Origin of the sequence: Rhodococcus sp. NPDC056743, assembly GCF_042790355.1 — a bacterium.
Taxonomy (GTDB): domain Bacteria; phylum Actinomycetota; class Actinomycetes; order Mycobacteriales; family Mycobacteriaceae; genus Rhodococcus_F.
This window is the reverse complement of record NZ_JBHTZI010000009.1, coordinates 151,007-169,689: the sequence shown is the minus strand read 5'-3', so window position 1 is coordinate 169,689 and position 18,683 is coordinate 151,007. Positions and strand designations below refer to the sequence as shown.

Below are 18,683 nucleotides of genomic sequence, written 5' to 3'. Positions count from 1 at the left end.
AGTAAACCCGGTGTCTACAAGTACGTTGCACGCGAGAAGAACCTACGCTCGGAACTCGACTCCAGCTCTACCACTTAACTGACCCCGCCAGCATGTTGTGACAGGGCAAAGCATCGCGGCAGCGGTGTCGCGGCAGCATGCTCGATCGCGAACTCCGAGCCGACGATCTGCTGATGCAACCGGTCCACGTCCCCTCCCCCAACTGCCCAGCTCGGTCACCACCCGAAGATTGCGCAGGCTCGTCTCGACAGGGGTGAGGGCGGCTTCGTAGGCGCGGAGCGCGGCAACCCGGTCGATCAATGCTGATTTTACTTGTGCGGCAACGACGTGCCGGCGTTCCCACTCTGCCCGCGCTCGGGCGAGGACGTCGCTACCGTCGTCGGTAGGGATGTCGGTCATGGCCGTGCGCACGGTTAACAACTGGTGGGCCGCGGCTGCGACGGTGTGCAGCTCGATCGTCAGTCCGAGGATGGAGCGGTGCGCGTCGAGCATCGGGCGCGTCCACACCGGGCGCGCAATGATGCGTGCCGCAACGTCATCCGCTATTGCTGCCAACCGGATCTCCGGGCCTTCCTCGCGCAACGGCCAATGCAAAGGCGCAAGGGCTGCACGCAGCTCACGGCGTTGATCGGCGTTGAGTTGCCGGTATCCGATGGGTCAACCGGTGACGCTGCGCCACCAGCTCGGCTGTGCAACAAGGCTGTTCGGCTCGGGAATCGTGGATGAGAAGTCGACTACCGCCGACTGCGTCGATCGGGAGACGAGAGTCCAGTCGAACACTGCGGTCGTGCGTCGTCGACACGTCGACTGATCGACTCGAGTTCCCCGAGGCTGGTGGCGACATGCACCGCACCGACGAACCCGGCGCACAGGCTTTCCCCGAGCCTCGGCGGGGCGGCCGCGGATCCGAGTTCCCCGGCCTTGGCGGCGCGTTCGATGATGACGGATCGGAATCCTGCTCAGCGACGCAACGATCAAGACAGACGTGATCTCACCACGTGACACCACGGTCGCCGGCGCTCGCGCACGAACCCGCGCTCGGGCCGGCATCCGCCACCACGTGCGATGGGTTGGCTCACACCTCGGGCGCAGACGCGGCGGCACTGCCGCGGCACCCGAACCGACAAGCACAAGAGGTACTGGACCGATTCTGCCGTCTTCAGATCAGCACCTGGACTTACGGTTTCGATCACGAATCCGTCCGTCGCCTCGGGCCGATGACGCAAGAATTCGCAGCGGCATTCGGACTGAGAGCGAATGAGCGGCACATCGACGCCGCCGGAGTGTGCATGGCAAGCATCCAAGCGCTACAGAAACGCGTATCTGCACTGGAACCCGAACTAGCCCGCGCCGTAGCGGCCTCAGCGCCGCCAACAGAGAAGAAGGTATCAAATAACAATCAATGGCGAAATAACCGTCTCCTTCTGAGGCAATGTTATTCTCCATTTAGAGAGTTTCATACTCTCGAACGTGACCGCAGGCCGAGAGGGCGAACATGCTGTTGGAGACAACTCCCGACCAAGACTTCTTCCGCGACACCACAGCCCGATTCCTGAGCAGCCAGGTGCCAAGTTCAACTCTGCGACTCCTGCGCGACAACCCAGCGGGATACGACGCCGAATACTGGCGGCGCGGCGCAGAACTCGGTTGGACCAGTCTGCTCGTGGACAAAGCACACGGCGGCGGAACGATCAGCGAACGCGGACTCGTCGACCTCACCCTTGTCGCGTATGAGTTCGGCCGCACCGCTGCACCTGGCCCGCTCACCCCGACCAACGTCGTCGCCGCACTTCTGAGCAACTACTCAGGCGAGAGAACAGACCAAGTACTTGAGCAGCTCCTCTCCGGAACTTCCACCGCAGCATGGTGTTTCACGGAGCCGCAAGCGAACAGCCTCGTGAGCACTCCACCCCTGGAGATTCGCGTCGAGGGCAACGACGTCATGGTATCCGGCGTCAAACGCCCTGTCGAAGCTGCCCAGACCGCGGATATCCTCCTGGTAACCGGCCAGAGCGGCGATTCCGCCGCGCAAGTCCTGATGCCCGTCGACACGCCCGGCGTGCACGTAAAACCTTTACGATCAATCGATCTGACACGGCGCTACGCCGAGGTGACGTTCGACAACGTGCGACTCCCCCGGAGTTCCATGATCGGCGACGCAGCGGATGCGGCTCGCGACATCGAGCGCTCACGACAACTCGCGATCGTGCTCAGTTGCGCCGAGTCCGTCGGCGCCATGCACGCCGCCTTCGACCTCACCGTCGCGTGGGCCTTCGACCGATATTCATTCGGACGCCCACTGGCTTCGTACCAAGAACTCAAACACCGCTTCGCCGACATGAAGACCTGGCTCGAAGCCAGCCACGGCCTCGCCGATGCCGCGGCCGCCGCGGTTGCGGCCGACAGCCCGGACTCCGCTGAACTCACCAGCGCCGCACACGCATACATCGGTGATCGCGGCGGCGAGCTACTCCAGGATTGTGTGCAGATCCACGGCGGAATCGGCGTGACATTCGAACACGACCTGCATCTGTTCATGCGGCGAGCCGCGGCGAACCGCTCCAGCTACGGCACTCCCGCCGAGCATCGTCAATTGATCGCCGCCATTGCCATACGTGAGGAGAGCACCCGATGAGCACCCAGACCGTCGTCGGCATGGAATCGGTAGAGCACTTCCGCACTCGAGCCCGCGACTGGATCCGCAACAATCTCGGCCCCACCGACCCGAAGGCGAACATCGGAGTCATGCGCGCCGAGGGACCTGACGAAGACGAACTCGCCGACGTCGCGGAACAACGCGCACTGCAGCGACAACTGTTCGATGCGGGCCTCGCCGGTATCTGCTTTCCCCGGGAGTACGGCGGGCAAGGCCTCACTCACGCTCACCAGCGGGCCTTGAACGAGGAACTCGCCGGTTACACGTACGCTGAACGATTGCAATCTCCGACATTTGTGCCCTGCGCCGCAGTGCTTCTCGAATTCGGCACCGAGGAACAGAAGCAACGCCACATCCCCGCCATCTTGATGGGCGAAGAGATCTGGATGCAAATGCTCTCCGAGCCGAGTGGCGGCTCCGACGTTGCCGGCGCGGTCACTACCGCTGTTCGAGACGGCGACGACTGGGTTCTGAACGGATCGAAGATCTGGACAACCGGTGCGTGGTGGTCCGATTGGGCTCTGTGCCTGGCCAGAACGAACTGGGACGTGCCCAAGCATCGCGGCCTGACCGTGTTCATGGTGCCGCTCGATCGCGCCGGCATGGAAGTGAACCGCATCGAGTTACTCAGTGGCTCGCGCGAATTCTGTCAAGAGTTCATGACCGATGTCAGGGTTCCGGACAGTGACCGAATCGGTGAAATCAACGACGGCTGGACCGTCGGCACACGCTGGATGTTCCACGAACGAATGCTGTCGAATTCCCCGTACGCGACCATGGCTGCGGGAAGCACACAGCGAGGAACCAAGATGCCGGAACTGCTTGCAGTCGCGCGCGATGCAGGACGATTGAACGACCCCGTCAGCCGTGACCTCATCGGCGAGGCGCGCATGCTGGAGTTGGCCAACAACGCATTACAGCATCGCGTTGTCCAGGGCATCACTACCGGCGTCATGTCCGATCAGGCGGCGAGTATCGCCCGATTGATGGCCGGTCTGATGTCTACGCGGTTGGTGACGATCATCTACGAGTTCACCGGACCTGCCGGGGCCGCGTGGGACGACGACGACGGTACGGTCGGCGACTGCGCCACGGACTATCTCGGTCAACAGGTCTGGTGCATCGCCGGCGGGACCACCGAAATGGCTCGCAATGCCATCAGCGAGCGAGTCCTCGGTATGCCGCGTGAACGCACGCACGAGCAGAACATCGCCTTCCGGGACATCCCGAAGAGCCGATCAACTTCTGGCAGTTAGAGACACGGTGCAGTTGCGGTCGAACTTCTTTGCCAGGTACAGCGCTTCGTCAGCGCAATCGATCATGCTGGCCACGTCGGCGTCACCGTTCGGTGAACACGCCACACCGATACTGACAGTCGGACCGAGTTCTCCGAGCGTTGTCATCGATTGCTCCTGCTGGGCCTCGCGAATTATTTCTGCCGTTCGCGTTGCCTCGTCGAGATCCGTGTCGATCAACAACACGACGAACTCCTCGCCGCCCAGGCGTGCAAACAGCGCAGTGTGATCGAGATGGCGCCGCACTTGATCTGCGAAGGCAACAAGGACAGTGTCCCCGGTTCTATGGCCCAGAGTGTCGTTGACCTTCTTGAAGTGGTCAAGGTCCATCATCAGGACGCTCACCGGCAGGCCAGACTGAAGGGATTCGATGGCATCGGTACTCTTTCGCATGAATTCGTCGCGGCGAAGCGCTCCAGTCAGATCGTCGAGCATCACAGCTTCGGTCAGAGCATCGAGAGCGCGTCGACGCTCATGAATCACGCAGGCAACGGCAATCGGCGCAGTTGCCAACAGCGCCAAGCCGATCCGCACGGAAGCGCTGACCGCGGACAACCCTGCTACAGCCGTTCCCAGATGACCATCAGCGGTCAAGATCAGCGTTGTTGCTGTCGAAACAGCCGTCATCAGTGACGTGACAAAGACGTTGGTCAGTAATGCCGCGGTGACAAGTGCCGGCATGGCAAATGCAATTGCCCCGGCACCACCGATGACCCATTCGAGCAGAATGCAGACTCCCAACAACGCTGCCGGAATCACGGACAGGCGAAGAACTCTGACCACGGCCTCAGGGTCTCGATCCTCCGGTCGAAGTGAGGGGAACGTCAGTACCAGCGGAACAATTGTCATGTAGTTGACGAGGTTGCCCGAGAACCAGAGAATCCAACCCGCCGACCACGTGCCGCCGAACAGGACCACGTTCGCGGCGCCGCCGACGCATCCTGTAATCGCCGCGGCGACCATGGTCATGGATACGAGGTAACCCACCGACCGAATACTCGACAGCCGCCGGTCTTCCGCGGCGACCCATCGAAATGCGTAGAACCCACCCACAACGCCGATCATGTTGCTGGCACAGAGCCACAGCGCTGACTCGATGGAACCGCCGGTGACAAGATCGGCGGCAAGATAACCGCCCACAGCACACAACCACATGGGAACGGTTGCCGACCGTGGTGATCGAACAAGCAGACCGAGTAGCAGCGCATTTGTCGGCCAGAACACGGCAAGGGTCCCGGGAAGCCTGCTGAGAATCCCGATCAGGCACGCCACAAAAACAATGACACCGATCAGCAGGCTGTGTCGTAGCGCCGCAGCTGATGTCGACTTTTCTAACGCAAACACCTACGCACCTGGTCTCCTTGGATCAGTCGTGACGGGCGATCAAACGTCCTACACAAAAATCCCCGCCTAGAGAACAGGCGAATTGCGCTAATTATCCCTTTCGCAGCGATCTAATCAATGACATTCGTCGTTACATAGTTCGGCGCATCAAGACTTTCCCGGGCCAGGCGCAAAAATTTGTCGGGAGTTACCCCGCCGCTGCCGGCAGGCAGCGATCCGAGCAACGGAACTCCGGTCACCGATTCCAGATCGTCTTGGTTGCATCGCTCGGCCAGACCAGGTTCATCCGGCCACGACCCGATCACCAGACCGGAGCACCGAACGCCTCTGTGCTTCAGTGCTTCCACGCTGAGCGCGCAATGGTTGAGCGTTCCCAACCCAGCTGCGGCAACCAGAATCGCAGGAACTGCGAGTTTCGCTGCGACATCGCACACGGTGAAGTTGTCGACGCCGAGGCGAACCAGCACTCCGCCGGCACCTTCGATCAGCGTCAGGTCGTGAGCTGCATCCAACTCGCGGGCGCGGGCCACCACTGCGTCCATGGTCAGCATCGGAAGGCCGCTGCGCCGCGCGGCGGTGTCAGGCGCCAACGGATCGGGGTACCGCGCCAATTCGGCCAGCGTGACGCCGCCGCCAGTCAGACGATCGATGTCGGCCAGGTCTCCGGGCTCACCGAGTTCGACGCCGGTCTGCGCCGGCTTGAGGACGGCAACCGAGCGACCCGACTGCAGCGCCAGCGACGCCAATGCGGCCGTCACCACGGTCTTTCCGACGTCCGTTGACGTCCCCGTCACCACAAGAATGCTCATACTCGGGCCTCCGCCAGGACATTTCCGAGAATCTGGCCGATCCGGTCCATATCGGCCTGCGACAGGGAAGCGCGAGCGGTAAGCCGCAGACGCGACGTTCCCTCGGGAACCGACGGCGGCCGGAAACAACCGACAGCCAACCCCTGCCGACGACACTCCGCGGCCGCGTCGTTAGCCCGCTGCGGATCACCGAGAACAACTGATACGACTGCAGATTCAGGTGTTCCGACGCCGGTGATCGCAGCCAGTTCGGACGCACGATCCAATACGTCCATCGCGAGGGACGGCTCGCGGCGAAGGACGGTCAGCGCTGCCCTTGCCGCACCCACCGCTGCAGGCGCCAGCCCGGTGTCGAAGATGAAGGTTCGTGCCGAATCGATCAAATGGGCGCGGATCTTGCTGTGTCCCAAGACAACCCCACCCTGACTGGCGAGAGACTTGGACAACGTTGCTGTCACCACGACATCCGGCTGCCCCGCAAGGCCGACTTCGTGCACGAGCCCGCGCCCACCACTCCCCCGGACACCGATACCGTGGGCCTCGTCGACCAGCAGTAACGCACCGTTGTCGCGGCAGACGCCGTGCAGCTCGCGAAGGGGTGCGAGATCTCCGTCTGCGCTGAACACCGAATCCGTGACCACCAGGGCTCGCTCCTCGGTTCGTGACTCGAGCTGCTCCGCGACGAAGTCCACGTCCGAATGCGGAGCAACCACGACTCTCGCCCGCGAGAGGCGGCACGCGTCGACCAACGACGCATGGGAACCCGCGTCGGAAATGATCAACGATCCAGGTCCGGACAGGGCCGTCACCGCGCCGAGATTGGCGGTGTAACCGGACGAGAAGACCAAGGCGGAATCCGACCCGACAAACTCTGCGAGTTCGAGCTCGAGCAATTCGTGATCGGTTGTTGTTCCCGTCACGAGTCGCGAACCCGTGGAACCCGCGCCCCACTTCTCCAACGCGGTCATGGCGCCGGCAATCACTTCGGGATGACGAACCAATCCGAGGTAGTCATTGGACGCGAGGTCGATCAGCGGCGAGTCGGCGGTTCGCGGGCGCACGTCGCGGCGCAATCCGGCGGCGCGGCGTTCCGTTTCGACGGCAGTGAGCCAGTTCAACGAGGTAGTCACATTTCCGACCATACTTGAACGCCGTTCAAGCATGTCGCTATGGTGCATGTGTGCACACACTCGGACTGGAATCAGACACCGTCGCCGCGATCGACGCCGCTCATCTCTGGCATCCGTACGGAGCCTTTCCGGCAACAACCGAACCACTGGTCGTCGACAGCGCACAGGGCGCCACCTTGACCTTGTCCGACGGCACCCAACTCGTCGACGGCATGAGTTCGTGGTGGGCTGCGATCCACGGATACCGCAATCCTGTTCTCGACGCCGCCGCAGCAACACAACTCGGCAAGATGAGTCACGTCATGTTCGGCGGACTGACTCATGAACCTGCGGCCAAGCTCGCACAACTCCTCGTAGATGTCACCCCGGTGGGACTCGACAAGGTTTTTCTCTCGGACTCCGGTTCCGTTGCCGTCGAGGTTGCCGTGAAAATGTGCCTGCAGTACTGGCGCAGTCTCGGAAAACCGTCGAAAAACCGCCTCATGACGTGGCGTGGCGGGTACCACGGCGACACCTTCACCCCGATGAGCGTCTGTGATCCCGACGGCGGCATGCACTCCCTGTGGACCGACGTACTCCGCGCTCAGGTGTTTGCAGACGCACCGCCAACCGAGTACCAGGCCGAGTATGTTCGGCACCTCGACGGACTGCTCGCGGCACATCACCACGAACTGGCGGCGGTCATCGTCGAACCGGTAGTACAGGGCGCTGGTGGCATGCGATTCCACGACCCCGCCTATCTTGTCGATCTTCGAGTGCTCTGCGACAAATACAACGTCCTTCTGGTCTTCGACGAAATTGCGACCGGATTCGGCCGAACCGGCAAACTGTTTGCCGCCGATCACGCCGACGTCAGCCCAGATGTCCTGTGTGTCGGCAAAGCACTGACCGGTGGATATCTGAGCTTGGCGGCCACGCTGTGCACCACCGACATAGCCGAGGCCATCACCGCCGGCGAGGGCGGCGGCCTGATGCACGGACCGACGTTCATGGGCAATCCGCTGGCCTGCGCGATCGCCGTCGCGTCCACCGAACTTCTGTTGGCGATGAACTGGCGACGCGACGTGACGAGACTGTCCGAGGGACTCGATCGAGGACTCGCCGACGCACGGTCGATCCGAGGCGTGAAAGACGCCCGAGTCCTCGGCGGCATCGGAGTCCTCGAACTCGACCACCCGGTCGACATGCGCAGCGCCACCGACGCAGCGGTTCGATCCGGTGTGTGGCTGCGCCCGTTCCGCAATCTCGTGTACACGATGCCGCCCTATCTCTGCTCCACCGACGAAGTGGAACAGATCACGGCCGCAATGCTCGAAGTCGCCCGCAGCCAGTCCTGACGAGGTCGGAGGGAAAGCGGTTCGACAGGAGGGTGTCCGACGTGGGCGATAGGGTTCGTTCATGGAGCAGTCGCCGACAGACAAACCTGCCAGCACACCGATCGCCGTGTGGCCGGGCAGCGCATACCCTCTTGGCGCGACGTACGACGGCGCAGGCACCAACTTCTCACTGTTCTCCGAAGTGGCCGACGCCGTCGAGCTATGCCTGATCGCCAAGGACGGAACCGAAACCCGAATCCGGATGGACGAAGTGGACGGATACGTCTGGCACGCCTATCTGCCCTCGGTATCTCCCGGCCAGCGCTATGGCTACCGGGTGCACGGTCCGTACGATCCGTCGGCCGGATTGCGCTGTGACCCCAGCAAGTTGTTGCTCGACCCGTACGGCAAGGCCTTTGCCGGCGACTTCGACGGTGATCGTTCGCTGTTCTCCTACGACATCGACGCGGCCGACATAGCTGAACCCGAAGAACCCACACCCGAGACGACGGTTGCCGAAGAAGCCGAGGTCGAAAAAACCGGGTCCCCGGAAACCAGTGTCGAGGAAACACCCGACGACACCGATGACACTGCAATCGAAGTCACTGCGGTCGACGACGACGAGTTGGTCGACGAACCCGCGACACTGTCTTTCCCACAGCATGATTCACTCGGCCACACGATGTCCACGGTCGTGATAAATCCGTTCTTCGACTGGGCGTCGGATCGATCACCAGGGCGTCCGTATCACGAGACCGTGATCTACGAGGCACACGTCAAAGGCATGACAGCGGCGCACCCCGGAATTCCGGAGGAGCTGCGCGGAACCTATGCCGGCCTGGCGCATCCGGTCGTCATCGACCACCTGACCAACCTCGGAGTCACGGCCATCGAACTGATGCCGGTACACCAATTCATGCACGATCAGGTTCTCCTCGACCAGGGACTGCGAAACTACTGGGGATACAACACCTTCGGATTCCTTGCGCCGCACACCGACTACTCGTCGGCCACCAAACCCGATGCAGCAGTGGCGGAGTTCAAGGCGATGGTGCGCAGTTTCCATCAGGCCGGCATCGAGGTGATCCTCGACGTCGTCTACAACCACACCGCAGAAGGTAACCACCTGGGGCCCACCATCTGTTTCCGCGGCATCGACAATGCTGCATACTATCGCCTGGTCGACGGCGACGGCGCTCACTACATGGACTACACCGGCACCGGTAACAGCCTCAATGCGCGCCATCCGCACACGTTGCAACTCATCATGGACTCGCTGCGTTACTGGGTCACCGAAATGCACGTCGACGGATTCCGCTTCGACCTCGCATCCACACTGGCTCGCGAACTGCACGACGTCGACCGGCTGTCCGCGTTCTTCGATCTGGTGCAACAAGATCCGGTTGTCAGTCAGGTCAAACTGATTGCCGAGCCGTGGGACATCGGGGAAGGCGGCTACCAGGTCGGTAACTTCCCCGGACTGTGGACCGAATGGAACGGCAAGTACCGCGACACGGTTCGTGACTACTGGCGCGGTGAGCCGGCGACACTCGGCGAATTCGCTTCCAGGCTCACCGGATCGTCCGATCTGTACGAAGCAACCGGTCGACGTCCCGGCGCCAGCATCAATTTTGTCATCGCCCACGACGGTTTCACTCTCCACGACCTCGTCTCGTACAACGAGAAGCACAACGAGGCCAACGGCGAGGACAACAACGACGGCGAATCGCACAATCGATCCTGGAATTGCGGTGTCGAAGGCCCCACCGACGATCCTGAGATCCTCGAACTCCGGGCGCGTCAGAGTCGCAATATTCTTGCCACCTTGATGCTGAGCCAGGGCACCCCGATGCTCGCACACGGCGACGAGATGGGCCGAACTCAGCTGGGCAACAACAACGTCTACTGTCAGGACTCCGAACTGTCCTGGATGGACTGGTCACTGGCGGAGACCAACGCCGACCTTGTCGAATTCACCAAGCGGGCTATCTCGTTGCGCGCCAAGAACCCTGTGTTCCGGCGTCGACGATTCTTCGAGGGACGGCCCATTCGCAGTGGAGATCAGAGCCGCGACATCGCGTGGCTCACTCCCGCCGGCGAGGAAATGACACCGGCGGACTGGGACAGCGGCTTCGGAAAATCGTTGGCTGTGTTCCTCAACGGCGAAGCTATCCCCGAGCCTAACTACCGCGGCGAGCGTGTTGTCGGTGATTCGTTCCTGCTGTGTTTCAACGCCCACTACGAAGATATGGAATTTTCGACACCTGATTCCGACTACGCGGCGGAGTGGACGGTGGTGCTCGACACCTCGGTGCCCACCGGCGAAAGTGATGTCGTCATCAAAGCCGGAACAGTGCTCGACGTCCGGGCTCGTGCATTGATGGTCCTTCGCAGAACAGCCTGAGGAGAAGAACGATGGCGCCGATCACCAGCACGTACCGCCTGCAACTGCGGCCCGACGCTTTCACACTGCACGACGCTGCCGGCATCGTCGATTACCTTGACGCTCTGGGAGTTTCGCATCTCTATCTCTCCCCCATCCTGACCGCAACGTCCGGATCGACACACGGATACGACGTCACCGACCCCACCACCGTCGCCGAGGGTCTCGGTGGCCGAGACGCACTGGTCACTCTGTCGGGGGTCTGCCGAGAACACGGCATGGGATTGATCGTCGATCTGGTGCCCAATCACGTCGGAGTGGCCAAACCCCACGAAAATACCTGGTGGTGGGATGTTCTCACCTACGGACAGGAATCTGCGTACGCAGACTTCTTCGACATCGATTGGGAAAGCGACAACGGCGCGGACGGAAAGTTGGCTCTCCCGGTGTTGGGGAAGGCCGCTGATCTCGACACACTGACCGTCGACAACGCCACCGGGACACCACTTCTCGCTTTCTACGAACACCGGTTCCCCATCGCCGCGGGAACCGGCACCGGATCTGCTCGGGAAATCCATGCCCGTCAGTCGTACCGGCTTGTTCCGTGGGACGCGGGAATCATCACCTACCGCAGATTTTTTGCCGTCAACGAACTCGCGGCGTTGCGCCAAGAAGATCCCCGAGTTTTCGAACTCTGCCACCGTGAGCTGAAATCGTGGGTCGACGAGGGTTTGATCGACGGGGTTCGGATCGATCATCCCGATGGACTTGCCGATCCGGCGGACTATCTCAAACGCCTTCGTTCGTTGCTGGGACCGGATCAGTGGATCGTGATCGAGAAGATTCTCGGGCACAACGAGCCGCTCGATCCGCTACTGCCCGTCGACGGTACTACCGGGTACGACGCTCTGAACCAACTGGGCGGAGTATTTGTCGATCCCAGTGGCGAGGACCAGCTTTCCGAACTGTCCGGCGCCTTGACCGGTAACGACGGCGACAGCACCTGGCTACATCACACGGAACGTCAGTTCAAACGCGAGACGGCCCGCGGTGAACTCGCGCCTGAAATCCGACGCCTGGTGCGGGCTATTCGTACCGAAACGACTACCCGCTGCAGCGACAAGGCGCTCAACGACGCGGTTGTGGTCGCCATCGCACGGATGCCGGTGTACCGCTCCGACTACAGCCCTCTTGCCGGGTTGACTGCTCGGATTGTCGGTGGAATCCACGAACTGGCTCCTGGCCACGAAGAAGCCTTCAACGCCGTGGCACAGGCACTGTCCGGTGGCGGCGAGGCGGCAGTGCGCTTCCAACAGGTGTGCGGCGCAGTCATGGCGAAATCCGTCGAGGACCGATTGTTCTACCGCACTGCGCGATTGATCTCGCGGCAAGAAGTCGGGGGCAATCCCGCCGCGTTCTCCGTCTCGGTCGCCGAGTTCCACCTGGCCAATTCCGATCGGGCTCGTCTGTGGCCCGCAGCCATGACCTCACTGTCCACACACGACACCAAACGCGGCGAGGACGTCCGCGCTCGGATCAACGTCCTGTCTCAGACGCCGGCCCTGTGGTCGAGGCTGGTGCAGGACTGGGAAAACGTCGAGCCCAGCCCCGAACCGATGACGGGATTGTTCCTGTGGCAGAACATCGTCGGTGTCTGGCCGGTGGGTGAACCTGCACCAGACTTCCGCTCGCGCCTGCACGCGTACGCCGAGAAGGCAATTCGCGAAGCGGCGCTTGCGACCACGTGGAATTCTCCGGACTCGGAGTTCGAGACCGCTGTTCACACGTGGATCGACAACGTCATCGACGGCCCGGTCGCCGCGTCGATCAGACAACTGGTCTCCCGGATCGTCCACCACGCATGGTCGGACTCGTTGGGACAGAAACTGCTTCAGATCTGCGGCCCTGGAATTCCGGACGTCTACCAGGGCACCGAGCTCTGGGAAGATTCGCTCGTCGACCCGGACAACCGCAGATTGGTCGACTTCGATATCCGTCGCGCACTGCTCGACAATCCCGCTACGTCCGTCGATGCCACCGGCGCGGCAAAACTCCAACTGGTTCGCGCCGCCCTGGCATTGCGACGAGAGAACCCCGACTGGTTTGTCGGCGGCACCTACCTCCCGGTTCTGGCAGCGGGCGAAAGTTCCGGGCATGTCGTCGGGTTTTCGCGCGGACCCGAAGGCGGGCAACCTGCGGTTGTCGCGCTGGCCACGCGGCATTCGATGGTCCTTGCCGACCACGGCTGGGGCGAGACAGTCGTAGCGCTCCCGGAGGGCCGCTGGACTGACATCGCGACCGGCACAGCAGTCGTGTCACAGCGTGCAAGCGATATCTTCCGCGCCGGTCCTACTGCTCTGCTGATTCGCTCATTCCGGTGAGCGGGCTACGTGTCCTACAACACACTTTCCCACGCTAACTTTCTCGGTACCAGCTCAACAGGACCATCGAGAGGTTGCACACTATGTCCACAGGTCGCTACACCGGCAAGGTCGCATTCATCACGGGAGCCGCTCGCGGCCAGGGCCGCGCCGAAGCAGTTCGGCTCGCCGAGGAAGGTGCCGACATCATCGCCGTCGACGCGTGCGTCCAATTCGATTCCACGTCGTACACCGGAGCAACCGAAGACGACCTCGCCGAGACCGTCGAACTGGTCAAAGCCCTCGACCGTCGAATTGTCGCCACCAAGACCGATGTCCGCGACTTCGACGCTCTCTCAGCAGCACTCAATGCCGGCATCGCCGAACTCGGCCGCCTCGACGTCGTAGTTGCCAATGCCGGAATCTGTTCCGCCAACATGTCCTGGGAGATCACACCCGAGCAGTGGCAGGAAACCTTGGACGTCAACCTCACGGGCGTCTTCTACACCGCGAAGGCAGCAATTCCGCATCTGATCAAGCAGGGCACCGGCGGCTCGATCATCTTCACGAGTTCCGTGGCCGGTCTGCGCGGACTTCCGTTCCTCGGCCACTACGTCGCCAGCAAGCACGGCATCACCGGTCTCGCGAAGACCATGGCATCCGAGTTGGGGCAGTACAACATTCGGGTCAACACCATCCACCCGCATGGCGTCGCCACCGGAATGCAGATGACGGATATGCAGCCCCTCATCGCGGAACACGCTCACACACTCGGGCCGATCTTCATGCAGACACTGCCCGATCCGGTCAGCCAGCCCGAAGACATCGCCGCTGCGGTCGCGTTCCTCGGATCGGACGAGGCCCACCACATCACCGGCATCGCCATGCCACTCGATCTGGGTACGCTGCTTCGCTGATCGATTCCGTCCACGGATGCGACGGGTCTCGGGGAATACCGTTCCCCCGAGACTCGTTGCGCCACACATGACCAAAACAGTGGTAGCGCAGAAATACGGAAGCCCCGACGTTCTGAAGCTGATCGACGTGGAGGTTCCGTCGCCGGCGCGCGGAGAAGTACGCGTCGACGTCAAAGCAATTGGCGTCAATCCCTTCGACTACAAGCTCTACAGCGGCGCCTTCGGCACCGATCCGAGCAAGCTGCCGATACATCTCGGCGGTGAGGCCGCTGGGGTCGTGTCCGCGATCGGCCCCGATGTCACGGGTGTTGCCGTCGGCGACGAGGTGATCGTAAGTCCGGGAAACGGCTTGTACTCCGAGCAGGTCGTGGTCCCGGTCTCGTCCGTTACGGCAAAACCGGCATCCCTGAGCTGGGAGCAAGCAGCCGGACTTCTGCTTGTCGGCGGCACTGCCGTCGATGCACTCGATACAATCCGCGTCAGCGCGGGTGAGACCGTGTTGATTCACGGCGCATCTGGCGGTGTCGGATCACTTGCCGTGCAACTGGCCGTCGCTCGCGGTGCAACGGTAATCGGAACCGCCGGCGCATCCAATCAGGAGTATGTCCGTTCCTTGGGAGCGACGCCGGTGCTCTACGGCGACGGGCTCGAATCCCGCGTTCGGGAACTGGGTTCGGTGGACGCCGCCTTCGACACTGCGGGCACCGACGAAGCCGTCGACGTGTCCCTGGCCCTGGTTGCCGACAAGAGCCGAATCGTCACAATCGTGGCGTTCGGACGAGCAGAATCCGACGGATTCAATGCCGTCGGTGGCGGAAATCCGCAGAGTGCCCAGGCCAGGCTGAAAGCTCGTGCCGAACTCGTCGAACTCGCCGGAGCCGGACGCTTGAACGTGAAGATCGCCAAGACTTTTCCCTTGGCCGAGGCCGCCCAGGCTCACGCCGAACTTCAGAGTTCGCACCCGGCCGGCAAGTTCATCCTGATCCCGTAAGGACCGGTCAGACTCCGCCGACAGTGCCGTCACCGCGCTGCTGCTTCGCGATCCGTCGCTGCTCCTCCGCACGCGCACGGCACTGTCTCAGGAATTCTTCGTCGGCGGCCGGATCGGCGGCAACGGCCCGGCCCGGCCGTTCGTATTCGCCGTACCCGGTCGATCCGACGTACCCCGCCGGAGCGTTGTGTCCACGTCCGACGATCAGCCACAGCACCGACCCGAGCGTCGGCAGGAAGATGATCACAAGAATCCAGACCACCTTGGGTAGGTGCTGGATGTATGCATCGTCGCGGGTGATGGCGTCCACGATGCAGAAGATCCACAACAGCATCGTGATGAGTCCGAACAATGCGTAAGGCACGCTGGATTTCCCTCCCAGGTTCGAGAAACTCTCGCAATGCTAGCTAAAACAGACCAATTAGTACATTAGATTGGTGCGAATCGCGAATTCGAGCCACTCCCGATAGTCGCCGACATTCCATCCTCCGATCGACCGCAATTGCTGATGTACGTGCGGCGAAACCAGGGCCGCCAGAACGCCGGATGCCTTGTCCACCGAAATGTCGGTGCGCAGCAATCCGTGCTCGGCCAGACCTTCCGCAATCGACGTGGCGTTCGCAAAGGACTGTTCCGAGGATTCCGCGGCCAGTCGCCGCATGTCAGCGTCCGCCCCCGATGACTGGATCGCCGTCATCATGAGCGGACCGGCGCGTTCGAGAAGTCCGATGCTCTGCTCGACGATCTGCGCGACCAGCCTGCGAACGTCGTCGGGATCGGAGTGATCACGGTGCACGGACGCAGTGCTGTCGACAGACTCCGCCTCGAGCGCATGGCTGAATGCGGCCTCGAAGATCTCGAGTTTGCCGCCGGGGAAAGCTGTGAAAACAGTGCGGGGAGCAACACCAGCTGCGTGGGCGATGTCCTTGGCAGTCGCGCTCACATAGCCTTTGTCGACAAAAAGCGCGGCCCCGGCATCTCGGATCAATTCACGAGTGCGACGGGCCGCGTCATCTCGAACCTTCGATTGATAGTGCCGCTTCTCGATCACAGCAGAACTCTAGCGGCACCCTCTGGCAGCTGCATTCAATGCACTGCGAATGCAAAGAAAGTAGTTGCAGGTCAGAGACTACTTCTTCGGATGATCGATCCATCCGTCACTGCCAGGGAACACTAGAACTTCGTGACCGTCGTCATAACGCACAAGATACGGCGGCGCGCCGTTCTCGCCGTGCACTTCGATCACTTCTGCCGACGTCTCGGGCTGACCCACTACTCGACCCTGCACATGTAGACGATCACCTACCTGGGCATGCATGTGAATTCCTCCCTCCGACGAATACTCACAATTCGTGTTCCCCACCGCGTCGCCGAATAACCCATCCACGCCCCTGTGACAAAATCCACAGGGGATTGCGTAGCGTCGGCGAGGAGTGATTCACTCACTGGTGAACACCTATTCACCTCGTCGAGGAAGGCCCCACCTTGGCTCTGCACTCGGCCCCTGAAGCCCGCCGTTCCAGCGGACTCATCACCGGAGTCCTCTGCCTCTCCGGAACTGTCATCGCTCTACAGCAGACGATGTTCATCCCGCTTCTGCCTGATTTTCCGAAGATTCTCGGAGTCAGTTCCGACAACGCGTCATGGCTCGTCACCATCACGCTACTGACGAGTGCGATATCAACACCCATCGTGTCGCGTCTGGCGGACATGTTCGGAAAACGCCGAATGATGCTGATCTCGATGACGATGATCGTCCTCGGATCTGTGATCGCGGCTGCCGGTGGCACGTTTGTGACACTGCTCATCGGACGCGGATTGCAGGGATTTGCCATCTCGATGATTCCCATCGGAATCAGCATCATGCGAGACGAGTTGCCTAAGGACAAGGTCGCATCCGCGACGGCATTGATGAGCGCCACCCTCGGAATCGGCGCCGCGTTAGGGCTCCCGCTAGCAGGATTGATCTACGAGCAGTTCGGGTGGGAAGCGATATTCTGGCTCTCCGCTGCTGTCGGCGCGCTGCTGATAGTCACTGTTGCGCTTGTCATTCCCGAATCCAGCGTGCGCACCCGCGGAAAATTCGATTTCCTGGGCGCGGTCATGCTGTCCGTTGCTCTGGCAGCACTCCTCCTAGCCGTCTCCAAGGGAGCGAGGTGGGGTTGGACCAGCGAGCCGACGATCCTGATGTTCGTTCTCGGCTTCGCGGTATTGGCACTGTGGTTCCCCTACGAGCTTCGCGTCACACAACCTATGGTCGACCTGCGAACCTCGGCCAAACGTCCGGTCCTGCTGACCAACCTCGCGTCGGTCATGGTCGGTTTCTCCATGTACGCCAATAACCTGTCGACGACGCAGCAACTGCAGATGCCGAAAATCTCCGGCTACGGCTTCGAACTCGGCGTGATGGCAGCCGGAATCTGCATGATCCCAGCGGGTCTCGCAATGGTGGTCTTCGCGCCGGTGTCCGCGAAAATCACCAAACGATTCGGAGCAAAGACAACGCTGATGGTCGGCGCGGTCGTACTCGCGGGAGCGTACGTAGCCCGCGTATTCCTGACTGGTTCGATTGCGCTGATCGTAATCAGTGCCGCCATTGTCAGCATCGGCACAGCCATCGCCTACTCCGCGATGCCGATGCTGATCATGCGGTCAGTGCCCATCACGGAAACCGCGTCGGCGAACGGACTCAACTCGCTTCTGCGGTCCGTGGGTACCTCAATGTCGAGCGCCGTGGTTGCCGCGATGCTGACCGCGCTGGTGATCCCGTCCGGTCCCGGCGCCGGCCTACCGTCGCTCGGCGCATTCAAGAACATATTCTGGCTCGCGGCTCTCGCTGCTGTTGCCGCACTTGTCGCAGCAGCATTCATTCCGCGCTACGGCGCCAAGCCCGAATCGGCAGTACGTCCTGTCACACCCGAGGGCTTCGAAATTACGTCCACCGACACTGACATCGTCGTGGCGGGGAATGTGATCCGCGCTGACGGCCGTTCGGTGAAACAAGCCGTCGTGACCGTCATGGACATGACCGGGGCGCCCGTGGACTGGAGCCGCGCCGACAACGAAGGAATCTTCTCGCTGGCGTTGCCCGAGCCCGGCCGCTACCTCGTGGTGACCAGTGCCGACGGATGGTCTCCGACGTCGCAGGTCGTGCGGTTCGATGGTGCGGAATCAACACATACCGTGACGCTGGGCGAGCGGCTCACCATCTCCGGACAGGTCACCATTGCCGGCGTCCCGACTTCGGGAACCGTTGTCACGTTGACCAAACCGACCGGCGAATTCGTGGCGTCCACCATCACCGACCACGCCGGACGCTACGGAATTGCACTCCCCTCGTCAGGGCGATACATCCTCACTGCACTCGCCGACGACGGCGCGGGTTCGCAAGCGAGACAGATTGCCGTGATCGCACAATCGACGTCCGTGGACTTCGATGTGCCGCTGGATCCGGCGTTCGCGCTTACCCGGTCCTGAATGCA

Annotated in this window: 15 protein-coding genes; 8 read left to right on the top strand and 7 right to left on the bottom strand. The window is 61.9% G+C overall.

Features of this window, described 5'->3' with window-relative positions:
- Window positions 1-42: 42 nt before the first annotated feature.
- Window positions 43-582, bottom strand: a complete 540-nt coding sequence (locus ACFRFQ_RS21530) for a hypothetical protein (protein ID WP_378661993.1) — start codon at window positions 580-582, stop codon at window positions 43-45.
- Between the two features lie 913 nt (window positions 583-1,495).
- On the opposite strand from ACFRFQ_RS21530, the gene ACFRFQ_RS21525 reads away from it, so the two are divergent.
- The gene (locus tag ACFRFQ_RS21525; RefSeq protein WP_378661990.1) at window positions 1,496-2,635 is read left to right on the top strand and encodes an acyl-CoA dehydrogenase family protein; all 1,140 of its coding nucleotides are present in this window, start codon (window positions 1,496-1,498) and stop codon (window positions 2,633-2,635) included.
- Entirely contained in the window at window positions 2,632-3,912 is a 1,281-nt protein-coding gene (locus ACFRFQ_RS21520) for an acyl-CoA dehydrogenase family protein (protein WP_378661987.1), read from the top strand. Before ACFRFQ_RS21525 ends, ACFRFQ_RS21520 begins: the two co-directional genes overlap by 4 nt.
- Here the strand turns inward: ACFRFQ_RS21520 and ACFRFQ_RS21515 are convergent.
- From ACFRFQ_RS21515 to ACFRFQ_RS21505, 3 genes are all read right to left on the bottom strand, one after another.
- On the bottom strand, window positions 3,895-5,295 hold the full coding sequence (locus tag ACFRFQ_RS21515) for a diguanylate cyclase (RefSeq protein ID WP_378661984.1): 1,401 nt from the start codon (window positions 5,293-5,295) through the stop codon (window positions 3,895-3,897). The genes ACFRFQ_RS21520 and ACFRFQ_RS21515 overlap by 18 nt on opposite strands.
- A gap of 110 nt (window positions 5,296-5,405) precedes the next feature.
- Window positions 5,406-6,104, bottom strand: a complete 699-nt coding sequence (bioD, locus tag ACFRFQ_RS21510; protein ID WP_378661981.1) for a dethiobiotin synthase — start codon at window positions 6,102-6,104, stop codon at window positions 5,406-5,408.
- Entirely contained in the window at window positions 6,101-7,246 is a 1,146-nt protein-coding gene (locus ACFRFQ_RS21505; protein WP_378662489.1) for an 8-amino-7-oxononanoate synthase, read from the bottom strand. Before ACFRFQ_RS21505 ends, bioD begins: the two co-directional genes overlap by 4 nt.
- A gap of 38 nt (window positions 7,247-7,284) precedes the next feature.
- Between ACFRFQ_RS21505 and ACFRFQ_RS21500 the strand changes: the two genes are divergently transcribed.
- The 5 genes from ACFRFQ_RS21500 (at window position 7,285) to ACFRFQ_RS21480 (ending at window position 15,201) form a co-directional block, all read left to right on the top strand.
- Complete coding sequence (locus tag ACFRFQ_RS21500; protein WP_378661978.1) at window positions 7,285-8,571, top strand: adenosylmethionine--8-amino-7-oxononanoate transaminase; 1,287 nt, start codon at window positions 7,285-7,287, stop codon at window positions 8,569-8,571.
- A 61-nt stretch (window positions 8,572-8,632) separates the two neighbouring features.
- A complete protein-coding gene (glgX, locus tag ACFRFQ_RS21495; RefSeq protein WP_378661975.1) occupies window positions 8,633-10,954 on the top strand; it encodes a glycogen debranching protein GlgX in 2,322 nt (773 codons plus the stop codon).
- Window positions 10,955-10,965: 11 nt separating this feature from the next.
- Entirely contained in the window at window positions 10,966-13,314 is a 2,349-nt protein-coding gene (gene treY / locus ACFRFQ_RS21490; RefSeq protein WP_378661972.1) for a malto-oligosyltrehalose synthase, read from the top strand.
- A gap of 83 nt (window positions 13,315-13,397) precedes the next feature.
- A complete protein-coding gene (locus ACFRFQ_RS21485) occupies window positions 13,398-14,210 on the top strand; it encodes a mycofactocin-coupled SDR family oxidoreductase (protein WP_378661970.1) in 813 nt (270 codons plus the stop codon).
- A gap of 67 nt (window positions 14,211-14,277) precedes the next feature.
- Complete coding sequence (locus ACFRFQ_RS21480; protein ID WP_378661968.1) at window positions 14,278-15,201, top strand: NADP-dependent oxidoreductase; 924 nt, start codon at window positions 14,278-14,280, stop codon at window positions 15,199-15,201.
- A gap of 7 nt (window positions 15,202-15,208) precedes the next feature.
- Here ACFRFQ_RS21480 and ACFRFQ_RS21475 read toward each other — a convergent pair whose 3' ends face one another.
- The 3 genes from ACFRFQ_RS21475 to ACFRFQ_RS21465 form a co-directional block, all read right to left on the bottom strand.
- Window positions 15,209-15,565, bottom strand: a complete 357-nt coding sequence (locus tag ACFRFQ_RS21475) for a PLD nuclease N-terminal domain-containing protein (RefSeq protein WP_378661966.1) — start codon at window positions 15,563-15,565, stop codon at window positions 15,209-15,211.
- A 57-nt stretch (window positions 15,566-15,622) separates the two neighbouring features.
- Window positions 15,623-16,252, bottom strand: a complete 630-nt coding sequence (locus ACFRFQ_RS21470; RefSeq protein WP_378661963.1) for a TetR/AcrR family transcriptional regulator — start codon at window positions 16,250-16,252, stop codon at window positions 15,623-15,625.
- Window positions 16,253-16,330: 78 nt separating this feature from the next.
- The gene (locus ACFRFQ_RS21465; protein ID WP_033230977.1) at window positions 16,331-16,519 is read right to left on the bottom strand and encodes a DUF1918 domain-containing protein; all 189 of its coding nucleotides are present in this window, start codon (window positions 16,517-16,519) and stop codon (window positions 16,331-16,333) included.
- Window positions 16,520-16,686: 167 nt separating this feature from the next.
- On the opposite strand from ACFRFQ_RS21465, the gene ACFRFQ_RS21460 reads away from it, so the two are divergent.
- Complete coding sequence (locus ACFRFQ_RS21460; protein ID WP_378661960.1) at window positions 16,687-18,678, top strand: MFS transporter; 1,992 nt, start codon at window positions 16,687-16,689, stop codon at window positions 18,676-18,678.
- The last annotated feature ends 5 nt before the right edge of the window (window positions 18,679-18,683 follow it).

Excerpts from the sequence above, each read along its gene's own strand:
- ACFRFQ_RS21505 (WP_378662489.1), bottom strand. The coding sequence starts at position 7,246 with ATGGTCGGAAATGTGACTACCTCGTTGAACTGGCTCACTGCCGTCGAA.
- treY (WP_378661972.1), top strand. The coding sequence starts at position 10,966 with ATGGCGCCGATCACCAGCACGTACCGCCTGCAACTGCGGCCCGACGCT.
- ACFRFQ_RS21525 (WP_378661990.1), top strand. The coding sequence starts at position 1,496 with ATGCTGTTGGAGACAACTCCCGACCAAGACTTCTTCCGCGACACCACA.
- bioD (WP_378661981.1), bottom strand. The coding sequence starts at position 6,104 with ATGAGCATTCTTGTGGTGACGGGGACGTCAACGGACGTCGGAAAGACC.
- ACFRFQ_RS21520 (WP_378661987.1), top strand. The coding sequence starts at position 2,632 with ATGAGCACCCAGACCGTCGTCGGCATGGAATCGGTAGAGCACTTCCGC.
- ACFRFQ_RS21480 (WP_378661968.1), top strand. The coding sequence starts at position 14,278 with ATGACCAAAACAGTGGTAGCGCAGAAATACGGAAGCCCCGACGTTCTG.
- ACFRFQ_RS21485 (WP_378661970.1), top strand. The coding sequence starts at position 13,398 with ATGTCCACAGGTCGCTACACCGGCAAGGTCGCATTCATCACGGGAGCC.
- glgX (WP_378661975.1), top strand. The coding sequence starts at position 8,633 with ATGGAGCAGTCGCCGACAGACAAACCTGCCAGCACACCGATCGCCGTG.
- ACFRFQ_RS21465 (WP_033230977.1), bottom strand. The coding sequence starts at position 16,519 with ATGCATGCCCAGGTAGGTGATCGTCTACATGTGCAGGGTCGAGTAGTG.